At 66.8% G+C, this 23,686-nt stretch carries 22 protein-coding genes; 14 read left to right on the top strand and 8 right to left on the bottom strand.

Annotated features, from left to right (window positions below):
- Nucleotides 1-56: 56 nt before the first annotated feature.
- The 5 genes from E4S61_RS00180 (at nucleotide 57) to E4S61_RS00160 (ending at nucleotide 6,878) form a co-directional block, all read left to right on the top strand.
- Nucleotides 57-1,223, top strand: a complete 1,167-nt coding sequence (locus E4S61_RS00180) for a sugar phosphate nucleotidyltransferase (RefSeq protein WP_135301891.1) — start codon at nucleotides 57-59, stop codon at nucleotides 1,221-1,223.
- A 3-nt stretch (nucleotides 1,224-1,226) separates the two neighbouring features.
- The gene (glmS, locus tag E4S61_RS00175; protein ID WP_135301890.1) at nucleotides 1,227-3,026 is read left to right on the top strand and encodes a glutamine--fructose-6-phosphate transaminase (isomerizing); all 1,800 of its coding nucleotides are present in this window, start codon (nucleotides 1,227-1,229) and stop codon (nucleotides 3,024-3,026) included.
- Nucleotides 3,027-3,392: 366 nt separating this feature from the next.
- Nucleotides 3,393-4,367, top strand: a complete 975-nt coding sequence (locus tag E4S61_RS00170) for a LamG domain-containing protein (protein ID WP_135301889.1) — start codon at nucleotides 3,393-3,395, stop codon at nucleotides 4,365-4,367.
- The gene (locus E4S61_RS00165; RefSeq protein WP_135301888.1) at nucleotides 4,364-5,701 is read left to right on the top strand and encodes a hypothetical protein; all 1,338 of its coding nucleotides are present in this window, start codon (nucleotides 4,364-4,366) and stop codon (nucleotides 5,699-5,701) included. The genes E4S61_RS00170 and E4S61_RS00165 overlap by 4 nt, the downstream gene beginning before the upstream one ends.
- Nucleotides 5,702-5,759: 58 nt before the next feature.
- Nucleotides 5,760-6,878 (top strand): glucosamine inositolphosphorylceramide transferase family protein, encoded by a 1,119-nt coding sequence (locus E4S61_RS00160; RefSeq protein WP_209309423.1) that lies wholly within the window; start codon nucleotides 5,760-5,762, stop codon nucleotides 6,876-6,878.
- Nucleotides 6,879-6,911: 33 nt separating this feature from the next.
- On the opposite strand, the gene E4S61_RS00155 is transcribed toward E4S61_RS00160, so the two are convergent.
- Entirely contained in the window at nucleotides 6,912-7,754 is an 843-nt protein-coding gene (locus E4S61_RS00155; protein WP_245180506.1) for a TrmB family transcriptional regulator, read from the bottom strand.
- Nucleotides 7,755-8,116: 362 nt separating this feature from the next.
- Here E4S61_RS00155 and E4S61_RS00150 point away from each other — a divergent pair, with 362 nt between their 5' ends.
- Nucleotides 8,117-8,908, top strand: coding sequence for a TrmB family transcriptional regulator (locus E4S61_RS00150; RefSeq protein ID WP_135301887.1), 792 nt, complete (start codon nucleotides 8,117-8,119; stop codon nucleotides 8,906-8,908).
- A gap of 132 nt (nucleotides 8,909-9,040) precedes the next feature.
- Entirely contained in the window at nucleotides 9,041-9,358 is a 318-nt protein-coding gene (locus E4S61_RS00145; RefSeq protein WP_167768370.1) for a HalOD1 output domain-containing protein, read from the top strand.
- A 22-nt stretch (nucleotides 9,359-9,380) separates the two neighbouring features.
- Here the strand turns inward: E4S61_RS00145 and E4S61_RS00140 are convergent, their stop codons facing one another.
- Both E4S61_RS00140 and E4S61_RS00135 read right to left on the bottom strand, forming a co-directional pair.
- Complete coding sequence (locus tag E4S61_RS00140; RefSeq protein ID WP_209309422.1) at nucleotides 9,381-9,710, bottom strand: DUF7344 domain-containing protein; 330 nt, start codon at nucleotides 9,708-9,710, stop codon at nucleotides 9,381-9,383.
- Nucleotides 9,711-9,806: 96 nt separating this feature from the next.
- Nucleotides 9,807-10,829, bottom strand: coding sequence for a glycosyltransferase (locus E4S61_RS00135; RefSeq protein ID WP_245180504.1), 1,023 nt, complete (start codon nucleotides 10,827-10,829; stop codon nucleotides 9,807-9,809).
- A gap of 182 nt (nucleotides 10,830-11,011) precedes the next feature.
- On the opposite strand from E4S61_RS00135, the gene E4S61_RS00130 reads away from it, so the two are divergent.
- From E4S61_RS00130 to E4S61_RS00110, 5 genes are read left to right on the top strand one after another with little or no spacing between them, the layout of a single operon-like run.
- A complete protein-coding gene (locus E4S61_RS00130; protein WP_135301886.1) occupies nucleotides 11,012-12,253 on the top strand; it encodes a glycosyltransferase family 4 protein in 1,242 nt (413 codons plus the stop codon).
- Nucleotides 12,246-13,172, top strand: a complete 927-nt coding sequence (locus E4S61_RS00125; RefSeq protein ID WP_245180502.1) for a glycosyltransferase family 2 protein — start codon at nucleotides 12,246-12,248, stop codon at nucleotides 13,170-13,172. Before E4S61_RS00130 ends, E4S61_RS00125 begins: the two co-directional genes overlap by 8 nt.
- Nucleotides 13,169-14,401: a glycosyltransferase family 4 protein gene (locus E4S61_RS00120; protein WP_209309421.1), complete on the top strand. Its 1,233-nt coding sequence runs from the start codon at nucleotides 13,169-13,171 to the stop codon at nucleotides 14,399-14,401. The genes E4S61_RS00125 and E4S61_RS00120 overlap by 4 nt, the downstream gene beginning before the upstream one ends.
- 7 nt (nucleotides 14,402-14,408) lie before the next feature.
- Nucleotides 14,409-15,197 (top strand): glycosyltransferase family 2 protein, encoded by a 789-nt coding sequence (locus tag E4S61_RS00115; RefSeq protein ID WP_135301885.1) that lies wholly within the window; start codon nucleotides 14,409-14,411, stop codon nucleotides 15,195-15,197.
- A 7-nt stretch (nucleotides 15,198-15,204) separates the two neighbouring features.
- Nucleotides 15,205-16,677, top strand: coding sequence for a lipopolysaccharide biosynthesis protein (locus E4S61_RS00110; RefSeq protein WP_245180500.1), 1,473 nt, complete (start codon nucleotides 15,205-15,207; stop codon nucleotides 16,675-16,677).
- Nucleotides 16,678-16,703: 26 nt separating this feature from the next.
- On the opposite strand, the gene E4S61_RS00105 is transcribed toward E4S61_RS00110, so the two are convergent.
- Nucleotides 16,704-18,671 carry a hypothetical protein gene (locus E4S61_RS00105; RefSeq protein WP_209309420.1) on the bottom strand — a complete coding sequence of 656 codons (1,968 nt, stop codon included), beginning with the start codon at nucleotides 18,669-18,671 and terminating at the stop codon, nucleotides 16,704-16,706.
- Nucleotides 18,672-18,765: 94 nt separating this feature from the next.
- Between E4S61_RS00105 and E4S61_RS00100 the strand changes: the two genes are divergently transcribed.
- Nucleotides 18,766-19,203 carry a plastocyanin/azurin family copper-binding protein gene (locus E4S61_RS00100; RefSeq protein ID WP_167768369.1) on the top strand — a complete coding sequence of 146 codons (438 nt, stop codon included), beginning with the start codon at nucleotides 18,766-18,768 and terminating at the stop codon, nucleotides 19,201-19,203.
- A gap of 57 nt (nucleotides 19,204-19,260) precedes the next feature.
- Here E4S61_RS00100 and E4S61_RS00095 read toward each other — a convergent pair whose 3' ends face one another.
- Nucleotides 19,261-20,175 carry an NAD-dependent epimerase/dehydratase family protein gene (locus E4S61_RS00095; protein ID WP_135301884.1) on the bottom strand — a complete coding sequence of 305 codons (915 nt, stop codon included), beginning with the start codon at nucleotides 20,173-20,175 and terminating at the stop codon, nucleotides 19,261-19,263.
- A gap of 55 nt (nucleotides 20,176-20,230) precedes the next feature.
- Nucleotides 20,231-20,812 (bottom strand): metal-dependent hydrolase, encoded by a 582-nt coding sequence (locus E4S61_RS00090; RefSeq protein ID WP_209309419.1) that lies wholly within the window; start codon nucleotides 20,810-20,812, stop codon nucleotides 20,231-20,233.
- 34 nt (nucleotides 20,813-20,846) lie between these two features.
- On the opposite strand from E4S61_RS00090, the gene E4S61_RS00085 reads away from it, so the two are divergent.
- Nucleotides 20,847-21,119 (top strand): hypothetical protein, encoded by a 273-nt coding sequence (locus tag E4S61_RS00085; RefSeq protein WP_135301883.1) that lies wholly within the window; start codon nucleotides 20,847-20,849, stop codon nucleotides 21,117-21,119.
- Between the two features lie 36 nt (nucleotides 21,120-21,155).
- On the opposite strand, the gene E4S61_RS00080 is transcribed toward E4S61_RS00085, so the two are convergent.
- Both E4S61_RS00080 and E4S61_RS00075 read right to left on the bottom strand, forming a co-directional pair.
- Nucleotides 21,156-21,809 carry a hypothetical protein gene (locus E4S61_RS00080; protein WP_209309418.1) on the bottom strand — a complete coding sequence of 218 codons (654 nt, stop codon included), beginning with the start codon at nucleotides 21,807-21,809 and terminating at the stop codon, nucleotides 21,156-21,158.
- A 75-nt stretch (nucleotides 21,810-21,884) separates the two neighbouring features.
- The gene (locus tag E4S61_RS00075) at nucleotides 21,885-23,648 is read right to left on the bottom strand and encodes a glycosyltransferase family 2 protein (protein WP_135301882.1); all 1,764 of its coding nucleotides are present in this window, start codon (nucleotides 23,646-23,648) and stop codon (nucleotides 21,885-21,887) included.
- Between the last annotated feature and the right edge of the window lie 38 nt (nucleotides 23,649-23,686).

Here is a 23,686-nt window from a genome sequence, read left to right as displayed (position 1 = left end):
AGATATATACTGTCTGGAGTGAGCTATAAAATGATGATTATCCAGATGGTAAGTCGATGCAAGCAGTGATCTTGGCCGCGGGCGAGGGACAACGACTGGGGCCGCTGACGGAGGGCCGACCCAAGCCGATGGTAGCCATCGGGAACCGACCGATCCTCGAAGCCGTACTGGAAGCCGCGGTCGGCGCGGGCGCGGACGAGGTAGTTCTCGTCGTCGGCCATTGCCGAGAGCGCATTCAAAGCTACTTCGGCGACGGCGACGACTGGGGCGTCCCGATACGCTACGTCGTCCAGGACCACCAGCTCGGCGCGGCTCACGCGCTTGCCCAGACCGAGTCCGTCGTCGAGGGACCGTTTTTCGTCCTCCACGGCGACCAACTGATCGAGACCGCCCTGCTGGAACGGCTACTGGAGCGGTGGGAGGCGACCGAGATGCCGATCATCGCCGCCGTGCAGTCGGACCGGCCGACGGAGTACGGCGCGGTCGAGGTGGACGGTGAAACCGTCGTGGCAGTCTCGAAGACGCCGGCGACCGATCCGCCGTTCCTCGTCAACGCTGGTGCGTACGTCCTCGACGAGGCCGTCTTCGACGTCGTTCGGGGTATCGAGGCCACGGACGGCACCGACTTCGGGATGGCGACGACGCTCCAGCGGCTCGCCGACGCGGGACGGCTCTCGGCGGTGCTCCATCGCGGGTCGTGGCAGGATCTGACCTACCCGTGGGACCTGCTCTCGACGAACGCGACGCTGCTCCGGCGGCGCGACGGGAAGGCGGTCGCCGAGGACGCGAAGGTCCATCCGACCGCCGCCGTCTCGGTGAGCGTGGCTATAGACGCGGGTGTCTCCGTCGGCCCGAATGCGACGCTCCTGCCGGGTACGGCGCTCGGCCGAAACGTCCGCGTCGGCCCGAACGCGACGCTCTCGAACTGCATCGTGATGGACGGGGCGCGAATCGGTGACGGCGCAGTGCTACACGACTGCATCGTCGGCGAGTCAGTATCGGTCGGGCCGAACGCCACCGCCGAGGGCGGTCCGGCCCGCGTCGTCGTTGGCGACGCGATCCACGACGACGTGGGTCTCGGCGCGGTGCTGGCCGACCGGACCGTCCTTCGCGGCGGTGTGACGGTCGCGCCCGGGACCCTCGTCGGCCGCGACGTCGAAGCGGACTGTGGGACCGTCCTGCGCGGACGAATTGACTCGAACGAGACGGTACGGAGGGGATAACTCATGTGTGGAATCATCGGGTACGTCGGCGAATCGGCCGCCCAGTCACGGCTCGTGGCCGGGTTGCAGAAACTGGAGTACCGCGGCTACGACTCTGCGGGCATCGCGCTGGTCGACGACGCGCTGTCGGTGTACAAACAGGTCGGCCTCGTAGGCGACTTAGACCTCCCCGCCGACTCGCCACAGACGTGTGGCATCGGCCACACCCGCTGGAGCACGCACGGGAGACCGACGGACGCAAACGCTCACCCGCACACCGACTGCTCGGGACGGGTCGCCGTCGTCCACAACGGCATCGTCGGCAACTACGACGACCTGCGAGCCGAACTGCCCGACCACGAGTTTCAGAGCGAGACGGACACTGAAGTCGTCGCCCATCTCATCGAAGTCGAACTGGAGTTCACCGACGACCTCGTCGCGGCGGTCAGCGCCGCCGTCGAACGCATCGAGGGGAGTTACGCGCTGGGCGTCGTCGCGGCCGGACACGACGGTATAGTCGTCGCTCGCCGGAACAGCCCGCTGGTCGTCGGCCACGGGAGCGACGGCAACTTCGTCGCCAGCGACGTGACGCCGCTGCTGGAACACACGCGCGAAGTGTCCTACCTCGAAGACGGCGACATCGCCCACGTCACCCGCGAGGGCGTCGAAGTCCGGCACGACGGCGCGAGCGTCGAGCGGGCCGTCCACCGCATCGCGTGGGACCCCGACGCCGCCGAGAAGGGTGGCTACGACCACTACATGCTCAAGGAGATTCACGAGCAACCACAGGCACTCCGGCAGGCCATCGCCGGCCGTATCGACGCCGTCGAGGAGCGCGTCGAGTTGGACCTCTCGCTGTCGGCGGCGTTTCTGGACTCGCTCGACGAGATTCAACTGGTCGCCTGCGGTACGTCCTATCACGCGTGTCTCTACGGGAAACAGCTGCTGGAATCGCTCGCGGACGTTCGCGTCACCGTCGAGTTCGGCAGCGAGTACGCCGTCGGGAGCGGCCGCGACCCCGAGCGAACGCTCGTCGTCGGCGTCAGTCAGAGCGGCGAGACAGCCGATACCCTGCGGGCGCTGAGGACGGCGAAACGAACCGGTATCCGGACGCTCGGCGTCACGAACACCGTCGGCAGCACGGTCGCGCGCGAGTGCGACGACGCGCTCTACATCCAGGCCGGCCCCGAGATCGGCGTCGCCGCGACCAAGACGTTCGCCTCGCAGGTCGTGACGCTCGCTTTGCTCGCCATCGACGTGGCGGATTCGCGCGGCGAACTCGACCCGGCGGACGGTCGAGAACTGCTCTCGAACCTGCAGGCCCTGCCTGGCGCGGTCCAGACAGCCCTCGACCGGGACGAGGAGGTCCGCGAGGTGGCCGATGCCTACGCCGGCGGCGACGCCTTCTTCTTCATCGGTCGGCAGTTCGCCACGCCGGTCGCGCTCGAAGGGGCGCTGAAACTCAAGGAGATCTCCTACGACCACGCAGAGGGGTTCCCGGCCGGGGAACTCAAACACGGGCCGCTGGCGCTAATCACGGAGGGAACGCCCGTGTTGGCGATTCTCACGGATGGCGCTCGACCCGAGGAGACGCACAACAACGTCAAAGAGGTCCAGTCCCGCGGCGCGCCGGTAGTCGCCGTCACCTCCGAGACGGGTCGGGAAGGCGACTACGAGGTGGGCTTCGACGTGCCCGATTTGGGCGTCCTCGAACCGCTGGTCGCCAACGTCTACCTTCAGTTGTTCGCCTACTACGTCGCCGACGGGAAGGCCCGCCCCATCGACCGGCCGCGCAACCTCGCAAAGAGCGTCACCGTCGAGTGACGTAATCTGCTCGCGCTCACGCGCGCCAGAGCCAACGGAGCCCTTCCGAACGGCGCGATAGCGTCGAAAACCTTCGCAGGTCTCTCACCGAACACTGCGAGAAATTTCGATAGTCTACCTGTCACATCAGCGACGGCGATAGTACTACCGACCTCTCTCTGAGCCTCAATAGAGATATTGAGGGCACTCGCCGTACCGACGCCGCCGAGATTCGTCGCCGGATAGATCGACCCAGAACCGTTGGAAACGCGACAAGCATAGAGATGTCTCTATCTTCTGGGACGAACGTGGAGACGGCCGCTCAGGGTATCTACACTGATAATCTGGCGAAAAGGATATTGTTGCTGGTATGGAACTGGTTGTCAGATGTTACCAGATCCACCGCCGACCGATCAGCGAGACAGTTCTGGTCTCTCCCGACGGTCGCTTCTTAAATTGACCGGCACCGCATTCGGGACGGCGGCCGTCGCCGGCTGTCTGGGCGAAGCCCCGAGCGGCGAACGACGAGTCGGTTACGGTGGGGTTACTCCGGCGATGCTCGCGGCGGGGCGACTGTCGCTGTCCACGCCCGAGGACGGCCTCGTCGCTCGCTGGACGCTGGACGGGACCAATTCGACCGCGGCCGACGCAGTCGGCGGCAACGACGGCGCTATCCGCGGCGCGCCCCGACAGGGGGTTCCCGGCGTTCACGATTCGACGGCCTACGACTTCCGGTCGGGGTCGGGCAACTACGTCGAGGTCGCCGACGCCGGCATCCTCCGGCCCACCGCCGAACTATCCGTCGGCGGGTGGTACCGCACCGAGAGCGGCGATACCGGTCAGACGCTGGTCCAGAAAGCCGACGCTCGATTCGGGGAGACGGGGTACGCCGTGGACGTCCAGACGACCAACAGTATCCGCGGCCACGTCGCCGTCGAGAGCGGCCGAGCGACGGTGAACCCCTTCGGCGTCGCCACCCACGATGGCGAGTGGCACCACCTCTTTCTCACGTGGGACGGGAGCGCGCTCGTCCTCTATCTTGACGGCGAGGAGATCGACCGCGATACCTCGCAGTCGGGACGTGTCGTTCACAGCAACCGCTCGCTGTTCGTCGGCCGCGGCGACAACGGCTACACCGCCTACTACGGGATGGACGGAGCAATCGACGACGTTCGCGTCTACGAACGCGCACTGCCCGCGAGCGACGTCGGCGCGCTGTACGAGGGGGAGAGTGCGTCACCGGCGCCCAGAGCCACTGAGACTGCGACACCGACCGCGACGACGATTGCGAACGACGAGTTCGGCGAATCCGGCTACGGCAGCCACGGATACGGCGGCGGCGTCGAGAACACGGAACCATGACAGACAACCACCAATACGAGACGCCAGCGGCCGGGACGCTGGACTGGGACGAACCGCTGAATCGCAACTTCGAACGCATCGACACCGACGTGGAGATCCGCGACACCGACACCAATCGGTCGAACTACGTCGCCAAGACCGGCGCGAAGTTCCTGGCGACGGACACCGGTGACGTCTACATCGGCGAGGGCGGGTCGTGGAACCGCCTCGGCACCATCGGTTCGAGCGGGTCCGGCGGGAGCGAGACCGTCGATGGGACGGACCTCATGTCGTTGCTCCTGGAGGGCTACGTCGTCGCCCTCGGGCGGAACCTCTCGTCGCCGCAGACAGTCGACCCCACGGAGACGGATACCCCGATTCAGGACGCACTCGACGTCCTCGCGGCCAACGGCGGCGGCTCGGTCCGCCTCCCGACGGGCGTCGTCGAGGAGACGGGACCGATTCGACCCTACGAGGAGACACGGATTCTCGGACTCGGCGTCGAAATCTCGAAGGTGTCCATCACCGACCGGAGCGCCGACGGCATCCGCTTCGACCGGGACGCGGGGGCCGACCGGGTCGCACTCGACGGGTTCGCGCTGAACGGACCCGCCGGTACCGGCGCGACCGGCGTCGCCATCCACCACACGAACCGCGACACGCAGGACCTCCACGTCGGTCGCCTGCTGTTCTGGGGATGGAACAACTCGGTGTACCGCGTCGACGAGGGCGTCGGTCCCTTCCAGTGCCGTCACGACCAGCTCACCATCTACGAGTGCGACGCCGGGGACGAGGACGGCCTCTTCGAGTTCCGGTCGTGGTACGGCCCGGCCAACTGGTTCGGTACGATCGCTGCCTATCCGGGCGCGACCGTCAGCGGGCAGAACACCACGGTATTCTTCTCTCGCGGCGGCACCCAGACAGTGGACTATCTCACGATGGGCGGGTCCGCCGGCGTCGCCGTCGACCAGACGTGGGACAGCGTCGTCGAGTTCGGCCACGTCCACTGGGAGCCGACGACCAATCCGACGAACCCGCCGGCCATCGTCCGCCTTCGCGGCCACGGCACCGGCGTCGTCGGCGCGGTCAAACACGTCACCGGGACCGCAGACAACGTCTACGAACTGGGCTACGACAGCTACAACGGCCGCGGCCCCGCTCGAAAGATACTGGGGCCATACATCGAACTGGGCCAAGAGGCGGCTATCTCCTCGAACGTCGTCAACCTCGCGTACCCGGCCGACCCCGCCGCGCCGTCGTTCTATCAGGGTGCCCCGGCCGACGTAAGCGTCACCCACGATCAGGGGAACACGGGCGGTCTTCGCGCGCTCGGGACGGCCGGAACCGGTTTCTGAGCGTGAATGCCGTCGTGTGTGGTTAAGTAGTTCTGTGACGGAGGCAGAGATAGCTACCATGGCCGCCGACGCTCCTCCGACTCGATTGCTCGCGCACGCGCGGTACCGGACCGACTCTGTGACGAACCGTCTTCGTGCCGTTCTCGCTCGCTCGACGCTCGCCGAACGAACGGCGTGGCATGCGGGCGAGCGCCTACACATGCGAGCACCGCGCGGCAGGCGGCTGCCCGATGCCGTGGACGTCGCTGGACTTTACGACGGTCCGACGGTCCCGTCGTACCCCTACGCCGTCGCCGACCGGGAGCCGTCGCTGTTCCTGCCGGCGGGCAACATCGACCCGGTGGTGACCGCCGCCGATGTCACCGATTTCGGCCGCACCGACTGCGTCGCCGACCCGTTCCTGTTCGTCACCGAGGCGGGACAGTGGCACCTCTTTTTCGAGGTGTACACCCAGAACCGAGAGCCGAGTGCCGCAATCGCCCACGCCGAGAGTGCTGACGGGTACGACTGGACCTACGATCGCGTCGTCTTAGAGACAGACGAACACCTCTCGTATCCCTACATCTTCCGCTGGGAGGGCGAACACTACATGATTCCAGACCGCTGGGCCAAGGAGGAGGGGCCAGCGGGCGTGACGCTCTACCGCGCCGAGCGGTTCCCCCACGAGTGGACGCCCGTCGCGGACCTCGTCCAGCCGGAAACGCCGTTGCACGACTTCAGCCCCTTCCGCTGGGCGGGCCGCTGGTGGGCGCTGTTGGGCGACGGCCGGGACCTCTATGTCTACTACAGCGACGACCTCGAAGCGCCCGACTGGACGCCACACGAAGCGAATCCCGTGGTCCGCGACCGGCCACACGCGGCCCGGCCGGGCGGCCGCCCCATCGTCTTCGAGGACCGCGTACTCGTGTTCTATCAGGACTGTGTGGCCCGCTACGGCGAACAGGTGCGAGCGTTCGAGATTGCCGAGTTGACGCCGACGACGTTCGAAGACCACGAACGAGACGACTCGCCGGTCCTCGAACCGACGGGCGGCCTCGGCTGGAACTCCGGCGCGATGCACCAGGTCGACCCGTGGTTCGACGGCGAGGGCTGGCACTGCGCGGTCGACGGCAACATCGGCGCGGGGTATCGGGTGTTCGGCGAACACCACTGGGCCATCGGTATCTACCGGGCGTAAACTCGTCGTCGGACTGAGAGGCGTCTCACGGATTCAGTCGTCGTCATCGGCCTTCGCGGACGAAAGCAGGCCAGTCGCCAAGATGCGACGGACGATCGTTACGAGTCCGTTATCGAACCCGCCGCCAAAGACAGCCTGTTCCTGTGCCTGCCCGCCGCCGGTTGCCCGGTGGAACGAGCTCACGAGGATCGCCTCCCTGTCGGCCAGTAGCAACCGACCGATCTCCGTGTCGTCGTCCGGCAGCGCAGAGTGGGTTAACCACTCCAGTTCCGAGACGAACACCTCTGTCTCGGGGAGCGCTTCCTCCACCTGGTCGCGCAACTCGTTGGAGATCGTCCCGATAATCACGTTGACGCCACGTTGTTGGGCCTGGCGGAGGCGGTCCGCGAGGTCGTCCGTGAAAACGTCTCGGTGGCCGAGGACGATGACGACTTCGTTGTCGGCGTCACCTATCAGCTGTGCCGTGCGACTCGTTATCCCCGGCGCGCCTGCCAACGCCCAGACTTCGTGCGTGACCTCCGCCTCTTCGTCGGTAACGGCTGGGTCGAGTCCTTCGAGGGTCTGTCGAAGTGTCTCGACTCGGTCGTCGTACTCGTTCCGGAGCGTCTCGACCGCCTCGTCAATGGGGACGGCGCGAAACACTTGCGGATTCGAGTGTTGAATCTCGACGAGTCCTTTCGTCTCCAGAACCCGAATAGCGTCGTAGACGCGGGTGCGGGGCACCTCCGAGATATCACTGATTTCTTTGGCCGTCCCTCGCGGAAGCCGCGAGAGCGCAACAAAGGCTTTGGCCTCGTACTCTTTGAGGCCGAGTTGCTGAAGTAGTTCGGTTGCGTGTTCTTGGTTTGCGATTTCATCCATGTGGGTCCCAACCATCGCTACCGTACTCGGTAGCCTATGTTTTGATTTCTCACCGGGCCTGAAAGTCGTTGTCACTCCTTTCGTATGGTATCCAGTCAGAACCCCCATTAATGCCGACAGTCACACTCGAAGTTGAGAGGGAGGACGTGGCCGAATTAGCCCACCATCAGCACCCGATAGTGGAACATAGACGGGGATCCGGCCCGTATCCTCCGGACGGGCTCGGGAACACGACGACGAGCGGTCCTACATTCACCCGAATAATCACAATAGCGTTATAGGGGGCGGACAGGTATGAAACACTGGCGCGCAGCGTCAGGTTGGGTCCCAACCGCTCTGTTGCTGCGCGCCAGTACTCAAGCGGAATATCAACACGCATGACTTCAGAGTCCTCGGACGAGCCCCGTTTTATCGCGATCGACCAACTCGAAGCGCTGGGGCTGAGTACATACGCCGCCCGGACGTTCGTCGCACTCGTAAGTCTGGGTAGCGGGACGGCAAAAGACGTAAGCGACGTCGCCAACGTTCCCCGCACTCGCGTCTACGACGCCGTCGAGGAACTCTGTGACCAAGGATTGGCCGATGTCCAGCACTCGAAGCCGAAGCAGTTCTGGGCCGTTTCCCCGGAGACGACGGGCCGGCGGTTCGAACGGGAGTACGCTCACCGCGTGGACGTACTCACCGAAGCCCTCGGCGGGTTGGAATCGCCCGAACGAACCGAGGAACAACGCGGAGTCTGGACCGTCGTGGGCCGAGAGACCGTCTCGGAACGCGTCGCGGATTTGATCGATTCTGCCAGCGACGAGGTCGTGTACATGACCGTGGATAATCTGCTCACCGAGGACGACGTGGCCCGTCTCCGGGCCGCCAGCGAGCGCGGCGTCTCGATTAAACTCGCGGGGATGGCTAACGGCGTCGAACAGGACATCCGCGACGCGGTGCCGGAAGCGGAGGTCTTCGATTCCATGTGGGTCTGGTCGGACACGCCGGCCGGGCGCATGCTGATGGTAGACCAAGAGCGGACGCTCGTGAGCGTGCTCGTAGACGGTACCGGCGACCATCCCCCGGAACCGCGCGACGAGACAGCCATCTGGGGAACCGGCGAATCGAACAGCCTCGTCGTCGTCCTCCGAGCGATGTTTACCTGGCAACTGGACGAAACCAGATAGCGTTCGCGAAAGCGTCACCCAAAAGGTCACAAAAGGTCTATATCGGTCTCACTCCAAGGGACAGTCGAAGCAGAGCAGTGCGGACAGCGAAGCCATGTGCCGAGTACGGAGTCGTCGGGAACAGAGCACGCTATGGACGATAATACAGACCACAGGAATCCCTCGACAGCACCTACTGAAACGGATGAATCCCGGTTCGAGTGGGAACCGGCCGAGAATCCGTGCACCGCGGTCATCGAGGCCGTTACCGCGTCGACAACGGGAGATTCGGCCGACCTGCCGCCGCTGTACAACACCGTCGACCCCGACGCACTGTCAGCAATTCTCGCCGAGAGGACGACTGGCTCTGGAAGTGCAATCCGCGTCTCGTTCGAATACGCCGGGACTGACGTGACCATCGATAGCCATGGTGGCATCGTAGTTCGCTCGATAGAGACCCGCAACGATTGAGCGAGACAGTAGCTCTTCCGAGTCAAAACCACTCGGCTGGCAGTTCGTCTTCGTGGGCCACCAACAGTTCGAGCAGCGGCCGCAGCTCGTCGAAGTTCGGCCCCCGCCGCACCTCGTTGTTCTCCCGATCCCACTCGACGAGGCCGTAATCGGCCAGTTTCGGCAGGTGGACGTGATGCATCCGCACGCCGTTCGAATCGAGCCGATCTCCGGGAGCGTCCCCATTGACGACGGCGGAAGGGTCAGGTCGCGGGTTGTCTATCAGCAACGCTACTAACAGTTTTCGGCGTTCGGCGTCGGCCAGCGCGCCCAGTAACTCGTCAGGGAGACTTGGCCGCGCCATGGAATCCATACAAGCAGTTGATAGTAGAGCGGGATAACAGCCGGAGGTTTTCTAGTTCGCTAGACGTTTGAGGAACCGAGTGACAAGCTGAGCGACGTCGCGAGCTTACGGCAATTCCTGTGGCACGGGGTCGGGCGCGAGCGCCCCTTCGATGAACCCGACGCCGTAATACGCGTACTGGGCGGCCAGCATGACCGGGACCAGCAGCGCCAGCGGCGTCCGTCGATCACGGTACACCTGTGCCGTCGCGTACCCGCTCACGAGGAGGAACGCCAACAGGAGAAACGGGACGTAGCGGGCCTTACGGGCGCGCCAGTCGCTCAGCGTGGCGAGCGATCCAGTTCCGAGGCCGAGCGACGGCAGCGCCGAGTACCACCGAATGACTCTCCCGTGGCGGCGCTGGATGCGCGCCATCGCGTAGCCGTACGAGCGGCTCTTCCGGCAGAAGGAGCCGAAATCGGCCGAGAGGTGGTGCGAGACAGCGATAGCCGGGTCGAAGACGAACCGGTAGCCTGCCTCGCTCAGGCGGAAGTGGAACTCGGCGTCCTCGCCGACGTTGACCGCGTCGTCGTAGCGGAACTCGGAGAAGACGGCGGCGTCGTAACAGACGTTACAGGCCGCGACCGACCGGACCAGTCGCTCTCCGTCGATGGCGTGAGACTGGGGTGACCCCCCGGATCCGAACATCGTCCCCTGCAGACTCCCGACCAGTTTCGCGAAGGGGGGGTCGTCGGGGAACGGGCGGTTGGGGCCGCCGACGCCGACGACGTTCTCACGGTCGGCGTAGCGCTCGATGCGCTCGACGTGGGATTCGAGCCACGTCGCCGGGACCGCACAGTCCGAATCGGTGAAGGCGACGTACTCGCCGCTCGCGGCCTCGATGCCCCGGTTCCGACACGCGCCGATCGTGGCCCCCTCGACGACACGGAACTGGACGCCGTACTCCGCGGCAACGTCCTCGGTGCCGTCGGTCGAGCCGCCGTCGACGACGATGACCTCGTAGCAATCGTCGGGGTACGTCTGCGCGGTGAGCGAGGAGAGCGTCTCGGCGACCGTCCGCTCTGAGTCGTAGGTCACCACGACCGCGGACACCATCGGGGCGCTCTCGCCGCGCAGATTCGTCGACACGGCTGCATCCTCGCTGTGTCACTGGATAACCCTATCGGTGCGATGCAACCAGCCGGTCGCTACTGGCCGGTTCCGCTCGCGCTTCCGCCGCTCAGCCCGGAAAGCCTAACACCTATCTGCTGATATGGTAGGACGAACATACCGTCGCCCGGTCACGATGCCGGCGAGACGCTACCCATCTCATGTCAGACGACTCGACATCCAGAAGCGACCCGTCGACCGGGTCAGACGCTGAGGCGGCCTACCGCGTCCTCGGTTGTGCGACCGAACATCCGAACCACGTCTTCCCGGTTCGGACCCCGTTCAACCACCGCTCGTTCGACGCGCTGAACCGCACCGCCGCCGACCTCGACGTGGTGTCGCCGACGCCCTTTGCCCCGCCGGTCGGCCCCTACTCCGAGTACCGTCACGTCCCGAAAACGGAGCAGTGGGGCTCGTATCAGACTCACTACCCGCGATTTCTCTACGCCCTACCCAAGCGTTACTGCTACCAGTACTCCGGTGACTCCGCACAGAAGCGCGTCACGCGCTACGTCGAGCGCACCTTCGAGACGCCACACGACGTCGCACAGACGTGTAGCTTCTATCTGGACGGCTACGCCGCCCTCCAGTACTGCCGCCGGCACGACGTTCCACTGGTCACGCTTTCACACGCCGGCGACCTGAAGAACTTCGACCGGTTCAACGACGAGGTCCAGGCGCGCATTCGCGAGACCATCGACTACTGCTCGGCGGTACTGACCGTCAGCGACGAACTCGCCGCCGTCGCTCGGCAGTTCGCCCCCGCCGAGAAGGTGCGGACCCTGCCCATCGGCGAGGACCCCGAGAAGTACCCGACCGAGCGTCGGGACGCCGTCCGGCAGGAACTCGGGATTTCCCCGGAGACAAAGCTCCTGCTGTATGTCGGCCGCTTCGAGAAGGAGAAGGGCGTCCGCGAACTCGTCGCCGCGCTCGAATCGCTTTCCCGCGAGGACGTGACCGTCGCCGCTGTCGGTCACGGCGGCGCGCTCCGCTGGTGGTTCCTCGACCAATTGGGCGAACTGCGCCACCCCGCTCACGCCTACTGGCAACTCGACCCCATTGCGGTGCGCCGCCTCCACGTCGCCGCGGACCTGCTGGTCCACCCCAGCCACGTCGAGGCGCGCCCGACGGTCATCTACGAGGCGATGGCCGCCGAGACACCCGTGCTCGCCTCGAACGTCGGCGGCATCCCCGAGATGGTCGTCGACGGCGAGACCGGCGTCCTGATTCCGCCCCACGACCCCGAAACGCTCTCGGCGACGGTCGACCACCTGCTCGACGACACAGAGCGCCTGCGCGAGATGGGTGCGGCCGGGCTCGACCGACTGCTGGACCAACAGTGGACGTGGACGGCCCACGCCGAGCGGTTACGCGAGATTCACCGGGAGGCCATGCGTGAGTGACCGCCCCCGCGTGAGCGTCGTGATTCCGGCGTACAATCGAGAAGCCCTGATCGGGCGCGCGATCGACAGCGCTCTCGCCCAGACCGTCGACGCCATCGAAGTCCTCGTCGTGGACGACGGGTCCGCCGACGGGACGGAGCGCGTCGTCACAGGCTTCGACGACTCCCGCGTCCGCTATCTCGCTCACGAGACCAACCGGGGGGTCAGCGCCGCCCGCAACACCGGCGTCGAGGCGGCGTCGGGAGAGTACGTCGCCTTCCTTGACTCCGACGACGAGTGGCTCCCGCGGAAACTCGACCGGCAACTGGCGCTGCTGGACTCGCGCGGCGAGGGGTGGGTCGGCGCCTACTGCGACGTGGTGACGGCAGACCGCTCGACGGCCGGGCGACTCGCCGCCGCCGTCTCCGAGAGCGTATTTCGCTCGAAGGCACCACGAGAGGGGGGTCGTGAGCTGGCCGAATCGCTGCTGTCAATGCAGGTGTTCATGGGGCCGGGGTCGACGCTACTGGCCAAACGCGACGCCCTGCGGGGGACGGGCGGCTTCGACGAGGGGTTGTCGATCTACGAGGACTGGGACCTCGTCCTCCGCTTGCTCGCCGCCGGGAGGGTGGCCTACGTGGACGAAGCGCTCGCGGTGACCCACTTCACTGGCGACGCGCCCGCCGAGGCGTACGTCGGGAACGACGAGCGCTACCTTGACCGCAACGCCGACCTCGTCGCTGAGGTAGAGCGACGGGGCGTCGCCGTCCGGCACATCCACCGCATGGGACTCGTCGGTCATTTCCTCACCGAGGGACGGTTCTTGGAGGCGAGGGAGTTTCTGGACCGCCGGGCGTTCACGCGCCCGAAGGACCTCGCTCGACTGCTTTTCTGGTCGCTGCTCGGTCTCCGGGCGCTGGCGGCCGGGAGGACAGCGTGACCGCGACTGCTGGCGACGTCACCGACGCCGCCGACTGCGACCCCTACAGCGTGCTGGCCTGTTGTATCCACCATCAGAGCCATCCCCTGCAGGTCCGCTCGCCGTTCAACCACCGCTCGTTCGACGCGCTGAACCGCACCGCCGCCGACCTCGACGTGGTCGTTCCGACGCCGTTTGCTCCGCCGGTCGGTCCCCACTCTGAGTACTCGCGGGTACCGAAAACTGAGCGCTGGGGCACCTACGTCGCCCACTACCCGCGCTTTCTCTACGCGGTCCCGAAACGCCGCTTCTACCACGTCTCCGGCGATTCGATACAGAAGCGCGTCACGCCCTACGTCGAGCGCACCTTCGAGACGCCCCACGACGTGGTCCACACCTCCGACATCTACCTCGACGGCTACGGAATGCTGCAGTACTGCCGCCAGCACGACCGACCGCTCGTGGTCAACAGCCACGCCGTCGACCTCCACAACTACGACTCGTTCAACGCGAAAGCGCAGGCCCGCATCCGGGAGACCATCGACTACGCCTCGCGCATCCTCGTCGTCAGCGACGAACTCGCCGCCCGCGCCCGGCGGTTCGCGCCCGAGGAGAAGGTGACGACGGTCCCCATCGGCGAGGACCCCGAGAAGTTCCCGACCGACCGCCGGGACCGGATACGCGAGGAGTTGGGTATCGACCCCGATACGAAAGTACTGCTGTCGGTCGGCGCGTACACCGAACAGAAGGGGCTGAAAGAACTCGTCAGCGCCGTCGACGCGCTGGATCGTGGGGACGTACAGCTCGTCACGGTCGGCCACGAGGGCGACCTGCGGTGGTGGCTCTTAGACCAACTCGGCGAACTCTCTCACCCGGCGCGGTCGTTCTGGCGGCTCGACCCAATCGCGCTCCGGCGCTGGCAGGTCGCCGCAGACCTGCTCGTCCACCCCAGTTGGACGGAGGGGCGGCCGACGGTCCTCTACGAGGCGATGGCCGCCGAAACACCCGTGCTCGCCTCGAACGTCGGTGGCATCCCCGAGATGGTCGTCGACGGCGAAACCGGCGTTCTCGTCCCGCCGAAGGACCCGAGGACGCTCGCGCGGACGCTCGATTCGCTGTTGGACGACCCCGAGCGCCTGCGCGAGATGGGCGCGGCCGGGCTCCAGCGACTCCGCGACCAGCGCTGGACGTGGACGGCCCACGCCGAACGGGTGAGCGAGATTCACCGAGAGGTGCTGGACGGATGGTGACGGCAGAATGGTGACCGCCGGAGAGGACGGAGAGGACGAGCCGGTGACCGTCGTGGTCCCGTACAGCGCCGAGTACACACCCAAGTCGATGCTCGAAGAGGCCAAGGCGACGGTCGCCGCACAGACGGTGCCGACCGAACTGCTCGTCGTCGACGACGTGGACACTGGTCCGGCGGACGCCCGGAACGCGGGACTCGACCGCGCGGCGACGCGCTATGTCGCCTTCCTCGACGCCGACGACCTCTGGGAACCCGACAAGCTCGACCGCCAGCTCGACCGGATGGCCGAGACCGGCGCTGGCCTCTGTCTGGAGGGCGACCCGATGTCGCTCGACGACTTCGTCTACGAGGCGTTCGTCGGCGACCTGGAGGAAGTCACGTCGGCCATCCTCGTCGACACCGACCACGTCGACGTGCGCTTCGAGTCGTCGCTACGCCGCGGCGAGGACATCCTGTACGTCCTCGAAGCGGCCACGGAAGCGGGCGTCTGTTGCTGTCCCGACCTGTTCACCCGCCGAAAACACGAGCGGAGCATGATGGCCACCGGGATGGCCGTCGACGAGTATCTGGCACAGGCCAAACGCTTCGGCTACCTCGTCGACCGGCGGGTGCCCGCGGCCCACCCCTACGTCGACGTCTTCTACGTGCAACTGTTCACCACCGTCGGGCAGGCCTGCCGCCGGGAGGGCGAGTACGACCGGGCGATCACCTACTTCGGACGGGCGCTTCGCATCGCGCCGCATCCGGCGACGCTTGCCCACCTCCTTCGGTCGATTCTCGAACGGGCGGTGAACTGAACGGACCATGACGGGAGATGGCGACCCCGAGACGAAGACGGTCGGACGGCCGACGATGCCCCGGACGCTCAACTTCGCCAAAGCGGGCGGCCTCCTGCTGGCGCTGGAAGTCGTCGGCGTCGTCGTCGGCTTCGGCTCGACGGTGTATTTCGCGGGGACGCTCGGCGCGGCGGCGCTCGGCGTGTTCTTCCTGTTCGAGGCCGTCCTGAGCACCCTCGGGACGTTCGCGGACTTCGGCATTAACGGGGCCGTCGAGAAGCGCATCAGCGAGGGAACCGACCCCGACGCGGTTCTGGGGGCCGCCCTGCTCCTGAAGGGGGCGCTGTTGCTCGGCCTGACCGCTCTCGTCGTCCCGTTCCGTGGGACGATAAACGCATACGTCGGCGCGAGCGTCGTCGTCCCGCTCTTACTGGCGATGGTGCTGTACCAGTTGTCGATGCTCACCCTCCACGTCCTCAGAGCCGAGATGCGCGCCGACGAGACGGCCGTCCTCCAGTTCCTGCGCCTCGCCACCTACGTCGTCGTCGCCGTCGTCCTCGTCCAGTTCGAGTTCGGCGCGATGGCACTCGTCTACGGACTGCTCGTGGGATACGTCGTCTTGCTTGGGGCCGGTCTCGTCCGGATGACCACCCGCGTCGCCCGGCCGTCGGTCGAACACGTGCAGACGCTCGTCGACTACGCGAAGTTCAACGGCATCTGGGGGCTCGGCGGCCACGTCTACAACACCATGGACCTCCTCGTCGTCGGGTTCTTCCTCTCGGGGGCGCACGTCGCCAGCTACGAACTCGCCTGGCGAGTCACGGTCATGACCGGCGTCGTCGGCGGTGTCGTCGCCAACACCGTCTTCGCCCAAATGAGCGCGTGGGACGCCGCCGGCCAGCGCGACCGCATCGCGCCGACGGTGCAGGACGGGCTGCTCGCCTCGCTCGTGCTCGTCGTTCCGGCGTTCGTCGGCGTGGCGCTGCTCTCCGAGGAAATTCTCGGGCTCGTCTTCGGGCCGGAGTTCCTGCTGGCGGCCGGCGCGTTCGTCGTGTTGATGGGCGAGAAGTTGGTCGCGGCGGTCAACAACGTCTTCGACGCGACGGTGCGGGCCGTCGACCGGCCCGACATCGGCGCGTACGCGACCGTCGCGTCGCTTTCGCTGAACGTGGTCCTGAACGTCCTGTTGGTGCCCCGATACGGTCTCGTCGGGGCCGCCGCCGCGACGGGCACCGCGATGGCGGTCAACACGCTCGTCCTCGGCGGGTTCCTCCGACGCATCATCCCGCTGTCATTCCCGACCGACGCGGTAGCGTGGTGTTCCGGGGCGGCCGCGGTGATGGGCGGTGCGCTGGTCGTCGCCGGAACGGTCGCCCCCACGACGCTTCCGGGCCTCCTCGCGCAGATACTGCTGGGCGGCGTCGTCTATGTCGCCGTCGTCCTCGCGTCGCCCTCGCTCCGGGGAAAACTGCGCTCGAACGTCCGCCGGTTCGGCGAGTGACGCCGCCGAATTAGTGACCGAGCCGACTAGCCGACCGGCGTTCCCGCCGTCGCGTTCTCGCCGTAGAGCCCGCGGTAGCCGTCGTCGCTGTGGTAGATCCGGACGCGGCCGGTCGTGTACACCTTATCGGCCCGCGCATCGGCGGCGTCGAAGCGCGCTTCGGAGACGGTGAAGACGTTCTGCTCGCTGCTGCGGAGCCCCTGGCCCAGCGCGACGAGGTGATCGGTCCAGCGGTCGCGGACGACGAGGAACGACGCGCCGGTTCGCAGGCCAGACTCCCGTGCCCTGAGCGACCGCGTGGCGTTGAACCCAGTCGTCTCGAAGGCACGATTCGTCACGCGGTCCGTAGCCGCGCTGTCGTTCGCGTACGTTCCAAGGAACGCCGAACTCGCCTGTACCGACCGGAGCTCGGCGTCGCTCATCGACACCTGCTCGCGCCGTTCGTCGGTGTAGACGCCGTCCATATCGTCGGCGCTCAGCACGGTGAAGGCCGTCGCGCCGCCCATTACCGCCACCAGCACGAGCGCGACGGCGGCGTAGCGGCGGTCGACGGCGAGTGCCCGACGGAGACCGATGGCGAGCGGAAACAGAGCGACGATGGTCACGACGAACCGCAGCCGCTCGACCTGTGGAATCGGCACGGGGAGCGGGAGGAGCAACGCCGACAGGCCGAGCCCAGTCACCGAGAGCGTGAAGCCGCGGCGATAGTCGCGGGGGTGATCGAGCAGTTCGTACCCTGCCAGTAAGAGCAGCGACCCCAGTCCGGCGGCGTAGACGCCGGTCGGCGTCAGCAACCACTCGATCGCGCGGGCCACGCTATCGCCGGGGAGCGTGAGACCGTAGCCGTACAGCTGCGAGGCGGGAACGGTCGCCACGTCGAACAGCACGCCGGCGGTCAACTGGACGATGCCGACGGCGACGATACTCGGCGAGTACGACCAGTACGTCAACAGGAGCGCCGCCCCCGCGAGACCGGGAAAGAGCCAACGGTACCGGAGCCCTCGCCAACGGTCGGTCGTCTCGCCGAGGAGAGCGGGGCGGGCGAGCGCAACCGGGAGCGCCGCGGCGACGACGCCGGCAAAGAGGATGTACGTCAGGTGGTGCGTGAGGACCATCGTCGCCACCAGCGCGAGGACGAACACGGAGAGGCGGCGGTAGGCCCGCTCGTCGTCGGCCGAAAACAGTCGGCTGTTGAGGTAGAGCGCGACGAGCAACAACACGACGGCGAGCCCTTGCGGGTAGAAATACAGCGCGTGATACGCCGCGAACTCCGAGAACGTGACCGCCAGCGCGGCCAGCAGGCCGAGCCGCGTCGACCCGAAGACGGAAGTCCCAATCAAATACGCGATGGGGACGACGAGCGTGAACAGCGTCGCGCCGGTGAGGACAAGCGCGTCGTACGCCGGCAGACCCGTCGCGTACGTGACTGCCCCGACGAGGAAGTGAAACACCGGGTAGAGGTCGTAGCCGTGCGGGATGGCCGTCGTATACCCGACCTCCGTGAGCGAGTTCACCGCGGCGACGTGAGCGAAGGTATCGGTGCCGCCGAAGTAGAAGCCAGTCGTGACGTACTTCCCGAGTCGCGGCGCGAGAAACAGCGCACAGAGCTGTGTCAACACCGCCGGCACCGACGGCTCGGAGCGCAGTTGGAGGGCGACCAACAGGAATCCCACTGGGAGGACGACGGCGAACGGCAGCAAGCGAGACCCCGTCTCGGCGGCGGCGACGACGGCTCCAGCCGACAGCGCGACCACCGCTTTCGTCGCCACGCCCGGCGGAAGTTGGCGAGAGCCGGTGGGGGCAGTGATGTCGCCCCGTGAGGCGTAGAACAGCACGAGGGCGACGGCGGCCCCGACGAGAGTGAACCCGGCCCGAAGCAGCGTCGGTCGCTCCAGGACTGTGAGCGTGTCGAGGACGAGAAGGCCAACGGCCGCGAGGAGACAGACCGCCAGCGGAACGTACTCGGTTCGCCGAAGATTTGAGAGAGGTGTCATCGAAACGCTCTGCGTTGACTATCTTTCAGCGCCGGATAGCAAAAGTGTTGCAGTCGGTAGCTACACTTAACAAACTGGCAATCTTCCTCCCGATATGAACCGACGGACGATGTTGCGGTCGGCGAGCGCTGGAGTCGTTGGCCTCTTGGCCGGCTGCTCCGGCGACGGCGGGAACGGGAGCGGCGGCGAGACCAGCGACGACGGCTGGGCTGGCGGGACCAACGTCGCGATGACCGATAGCCTCGCGTTCGAACCGAAGACGCTCACCGTGAACGTCGGCGACACCGTCACGTGGAAGACGGTCGGTTCGGTCGCCCACAGCGTCACCGCCTACGAGGAGAAACTGCCCGACGGCGCGGCCTACTTCGCCTCCGGCGAGTTCGACAGCGAGTCCGCGGCCCGCGGGTCCTACCCGGACGGCAGCGTCGGTGCGGACGAGACGTACAGCCACACCTTCGAGACTGCCGGCGAGTTCCCCTACTTCTGCATCCCCCACGAATCGGGGATGCGCGGCACTATCGTCGTGGAGTGAGCGTCGCCAGACGGCGCTGCAACGAGGCTCTCCGGCGACTCCCACCCAAGACAGTGCTCACCCGAGATAGTCTGCGAGGCCGTCTTCGAGCGTCACCGAGGGCTCGTAGCCCAGTCGCGTCCGAGCCTTGCCGATGGCGGCGACGCTGTCCTGGATGTCGCCCGCTCGCGGCTCGACGGACGTGATTTCGGCGTCCGGGGCGACGCGGTCGCGGACGACGGTTGCCAGTTCGCTGATGGTCGTCCCGCGGCCGGTGCCGACGTTGAACGCCTCGCCAGTCGCGTCAGTAGTCGCCGCACAGAGGTTCGCCTGCACCACGTCGGCGACGTTGACGAAGTCGCGGGTCTGCTCGCCGGTCCCGTGGACGGTCAGCGGCCTGCCCGCGCGGGCCTGTCGTGCAAAGGCGGTGATGACGCCCGCGTAGTCCCCGCCGGACTGGCGCGGGCCGTAGACGTTGAAGTACCGCAAGGCGACCGTCGGCAGGTCGTAGAGGTCGGCGTAGAGGCGACAGTAGTGGTCGGCCGAGAGCTTTTCGAGACCGTAGGGCGACTCGGGATTTTTCCGCGCCGTCTCCGCGACCGGGAGCGTCTCGGGAGCGCCGTAGATGGCGGCGCTGGAGGCGAAGACGACGCGGGCGTCCTGCCGCCTGGCTTCTTCCAGCAGAGCGAGCGTCGCGTCCACGTTGACCGCGTGGCTGGTCGCCGGGTCCTCGACGGACTGGGCCACGCTGACGATAGCCGCCTCGTGGAAGACGAGGTCGACGCCGTCCATCGCCCGGGAGAGCGTCGCTTCCTCGCGCACGTCGCCCTCGAACACCGTCGCCTCGTCGGGGCAGTGCGCCCGGTCGCCCCCGACGAAACTGTCGAGGATGCGGACCTCGTTTTCTGGCACCAGCGCGTCCGCGATGTGGCTGCCGATGAACCCCGCCCCACCCGTCACCAGCACCGTCCGATCGGTGACCGTCGCAGTCATGGCCTCCCCTGCGCGAGCGGTGGGTAAATAGCCGCTGGTGCGACGGGAGAAAAACTCATTCCGGTAGCCACGGGGCACGCAGGAAGTGGACGAGAAAGCCCAACCCGGCGACGACGGCGACTGCTAACCCGAGCAAGAGGGGCGTCGTCACCTCGATGGCGCTGAGGAACTCGCCGAACCCGATCCCGTCGTCGTAGGGATACGCCGGCAGGAACGGGTAGAGGAGGAAGGAGAGGTCCTCCGTGCGCCAGTAGAGGAGTTCGACGTACGTATCGCCGAGCAGGTGGCTGGCGTACCCGAGTGCGAACGCCGCGCCGACCGCCGGGTGCGAGCGATACCACGCGACCGCGAGGACGAGGACCAAGAGCGGGACGGCGACGACCAGCGAGTGGGCGAGCGACCGCCCAGAAGGGAGGACGTTGAACCACCACGCGAGCGGTTTGTCGACGAGGTCCGGGAGTTGGGTCCCGACCACGACCGCGAGCAGTTCCGCCCGTGAGACGCGCCGGGAGAGGGCCACGGCGAGGACGAGGAGGAGGGCGTAGCCGAAGGCGGCGTGGGTCCACGGGAACATGGCTATCGAACGGATGCGACGGAACACCTTCAAGACGGCGCTGCGGCGGCTCCCGGACCCCACGTAATTATGCACTCGCCCAGCGTAGCGGCGGTCGATGACGACACCGCGCCAGCGTCGCTTCCTGTATGCCCACGTCAGCTGGACGCTGCTCGGTATCGCGCTACTGGCGACCGTCGGCGCGCTGACGCTCGAATACGTCTTCGTCTGCTCGTTCGTCGGTCTCGTGCTCCTGACCGCGCTGACCGGTCCGGTCCATGCCACACCGCACTGGCGCACGCGACTCCGCTGGCCGCTGATGGTCGGCGCGGTCGTCTTCGTCGCACTGGTCGCGCTCCGCACGCTGGAGAAGTTTATCGCATCGCTGTGAGCGGTCGCAGCAATCGACTTTCGGAAACCCCGTCCGTCACTCGAAGCGGCAGGTGACGACCAACTGCTCGCCGTCAATGACCGGTTCGACTTGAACCGGGCCGCCGACGACGCGAGCGAGACCGACCCCCAGCACGGAGACGACGGGGTGGTCGAACAGTTCGTCCGTGCCGACGCGGCTGTCGGTGACGGTCACTTCGACACCGTTCTCGACTGGCACCGCGCTGGCGTGTCCGACGAGTTCGAGGTCGTTGACGAGCACGTCGACGAGCACCGGCAGCCACTCCTCAGCCGTCGCGTCGGAGGCGTCTCCGCGGGCTGCAAGCAAGCGCGCGCCAACCGGGTCGAGCCGGCGCTCGGAGCCGTCGACGGCGAGCGTCACCGACCCGTCTTCGGGAACGTAGCGAGACGAACCGCCGCCCGTGAGACGGCGAGAATTGCGGGCCATCGTCGTGTGGACGTCCGTCGTCACTGCGGCGGGCAGTGTCGCCGTCCGCGTGACGAACTGGAGGAGGAACGCGGTGAACAGGGCGGTGCCGCCCCACGCGAACAGGAGCGTCTCGAAGTCGGGGACGGCGACGCCGGCGGCCAACAGGGCGACGCCGAGGACGGCGAACAGCGGTACCGGGTTGCGCTCGCCGAATCGGTCGCGGAGGCGACCGCCGGCCGCGGCGTGTGCGGAGCTATCCACGGGCGTTCACCACCCGGTCGACGTGAGTTTCCATCGTATCGGCGACCAGTCTCGCCGAGCGCTTAGCTGTTCCCGTCATCGCTCTAACCGTCTGAGCGAGGGGTGGCCGTTGAGGACGTGCATCATCAGCGCCGTGATACAGAGCAGGAGCCCGCCGATACCGAACAGGATGGCGGTGCCGAGTTGGATGGGGTACAGCGTCCCCATCTCGACGAACTGCGCGACCAGCAAGAGCGTGACGCTCACACCCAGTAGCGTGGTGACAGCGCCCGGAACGCCGACGATGAGCAGCGGGCGGCCGTACTCGACGGTCCAGACGATGTTGCGGACCAGGTCGAGCCCGTGCGAGAGCGACCCCTGCGTACTGGAGTTCTCCACGTCGTAGGAGATGGTCGTCCCCACCTCGGCGACGCTCAGACGATTTCGGTGAGCGTGATAGAGGATGTCGGTGCTCGCACCCATGTTGTCGCCGATGGTCGGGTCCGCCGCGAGCGACCGGACGGCGCGTCTGCTGTAAGCCCGGTAGCCACTCTGTGTGTCCTGAACCCACCCGCTCGGTCGGAGGTTGCCGAGGCTGAGGTTGGTGAGGTCGTTGATGACCGACAGGCCGAGCGAACGGACGAACGGAATCTTCGTCCGGGACTCGCCCACGTATCGGCTGCCGATGACCACGTCGGCGTCGTCGCGGCTCTGGGTCTCGACGAGGAGGGGGATGTCCGCCGGGTCGTGTTGGCCGTCAGCGTCGATGACGACGAGGTGGGCCGCGTCGCGCGCGGCGGCCTCCCGAAACGCCGTCTTGAGCGCCCCGCCGTAGCCGCGGTTGCGGTCGTGGACGACGACGGTCGCACCGGCTTCGCGGGCGCGAGTCCCCGTCTCGTCCCGGCTGCCGTCGTCGATGACAAGCACTTCGTCGGCGAAGGCGTCGGCTCGTTCGACCACGTCACCGATGCTGCCGGCAGCGTTGTACGCCGGAATCGCTACCACGACGGCGGGACCGTCGTCGGTCTCGCGCCACTGTTCGGGAATGGCGACGACGTCGTAGTCGGCCCGTTCGAACGCCAGCGCCGTTCGGTCGTAGTCGATGCGCGGACAGTCTCGCGTCTGGAGGACGATTCCCGGTATCCCACGCTCTCTGGCGTGTTGGGAGAGCGCCCGGTGGAGTTCCGACTGCGAGGCCCGTTGGCGAGGCGGCGAGAGGACGCTCGCGCCGAGGTCCGCGAGCGTGTCGAGTGCCTCCGCGTCGTCGTCGAGACCCGCGTACGTCGCTATCACCGGGTGCCCACGCCGACTCGCTCGTAGGGCGGTTCGGTAGGCGGCGTCCTCGTTCGTCGCCGTGAGGACGACGCCGACGGCGGCGTCCGCCATCGCACTCGCGGCTGCCGGTGGTCCGGCGTCGGAAAGGTGTAGTAGCGGCAGTGCCTCGTCGGAAACCGCCGGAATAGACGACGACTCGATGTCGAGCGTCGACGTGCTGTCAGTCCCGATCCACTCGACAGTCGTCCCAGCGAGTAACTGCGCGTCGTCGGTGACTGGAACGACGCTCCTGACTGTCGGAGTCGGCAGCTCCGTCTCAAACGGCCCGCAAACGAGATAGCCGAGCGTGGCGTGGTCGCCCGGTCGCGCGACCTGCTCGACGGCGAGTGACCCGTCGCTGTAGCCCGTCCGTTCGTCGGTCGTCCGTTCGTCAGTTCCCGCCCCGTCTCCAGCGAGCGACGTGAGCGCGTGTGTCTCCGGAACCGAATCGGTGATCGAGACCATCACGGGTTCGTCGGCCATAGAGCGCATCGAGAGTGTCACGAGCCGCGTGTCGGCGTCGATGCTCTCGACGGACTTCGTCACCGAGACATCCGCTTCGTGTATTACTTCTGCTGAGTTCC

The organism is Haloarcula amylovorans (genome assembly GCF_004681185.1).
Lineage (GTDB): Archaea > Halobacteriota > Halobacteria > Halobacteriales > Haloarculaceae > Haloarcula > Haloarcula amylovorans.
Note: the sequence above shows the minus strand (reverse complement) of the source record. Positions and strands in the feature narration are given on the sequence as shown.

Excerpts from the sequence above, each read along its gene's own strand:
- E4S61_RS00110 (WP_245180500.1), top strand. The coding sequence starts at position 15,205 with ATGACGGGAGATGGCGACCCCGAGACGAAGACGGTCGGACGGCCGACG.
- E4S61_RS00165 (WP_135301888.1), top strand. The coding sequence starts at position 4,364 with ATGACAGACAACCACCAATACGAGACGCCAGCGGCCGGGACGCTGGAC.
- E4S61_RS00180 (WP_135301891.1), top strand. The coding sequence starts at position 57 with ATGCAAGCAGTGATCTTGGCCGCGGGCGAGGGACAACGACTGGGGCCG.
- E4S61_RS00160 (WP_209309423.1), top strand. The coding sequence starts at position 5,760 with ATGGCCGCCGACGCTCCTCCGACTCGATTGCTCGCGCACGCGCGGTAC.
- E4S61_RS00155 (WP_245180506.1), bottom strand. The coding sequence starts at position 7,754 with ATGGTTGGGACCCACATGGATGAAATCGCAAACCAAGAACACGCAACC.
- E4S61_RS00130 (WP_135301886.1), top strand. The coding sequence starts at position 11,012 with ATGTCAGACGACTCGACATCCAGAAGCGACCCGTCGACCGGGTCAGAC.
- glmS (WP_135301890.1), top strand. The coding sequence starts at position 1,227 with ATGTGTGGAATCATCGGGTACGTCGGCGAATCGGCCGCCCAGTCACGG.
- E4S61_RS00170 (WP_135301889.1), top strand. The coding sequence starts at position 3,393 with ATGTTACCAGATCCACCGCCGACCGATCAGCGAGACAGTTCTGGTCTC.
- E4S61_RS00145 (WP_167768370.1), top strand. The coding sequence starts at position 9,041 with ATGGACGATAATACAGACCACAGGAATCCCTCGACAGCACCTACTGAA.
- E4S61_RS00100 (WP_167768369.1), top strand. The coding sequence starts at position 18,766 with ATGAACCGACGGACGATGTTGCGGTCGGCGAGCGCTGGAGTCGTTGGC.
- E4S61_RS00140 (WP_209309422.1), bottom strand. The coding sequence starts at position 9,710 with ATGGATTCCATGGCGCGGCCAAGTCTCCCTGACGAGTTACTGGGCGCG.
- E4S61_RS00095 (WP_135301884.1), bottom strand. The coding sequence starts at position 20,175 with ATGACTGCGACGGTCACCGATCGGACGGTGCTGGTGACGGGTGGGGCG.
- E4S61_RS00115 (WP_135301885.1), top strand. The coding sequence starts at position 14,409 with ATGGTGACCGCCGGAGAGGACGGAGAGGACGAGCCGGTGACCGTCGTG.
- E4S61_RS00105 (WP_209309420.1), bottom strand. The coding sequence starts at position 18,671 with ATGACACCTCTCTCAAATCTTCGGCGAACCGAGTACGTTCCGCTGGCG.
- E4S61_RS00150 (WP_135301887.1), top strand. The coding sequence starts at position 8,117 with ATGACTTCAGAGTCCTCGGACGAGCCCCGTTTTATCGCGATCGACCAA.
- E4S61_RS00085 (WP_135301883.1), top strand. The coding sequence starts at position 20,847 with ATGACGACACCGCGCCAGCGTCGCTTCCTGTATGCCCACGTCAGCTGG.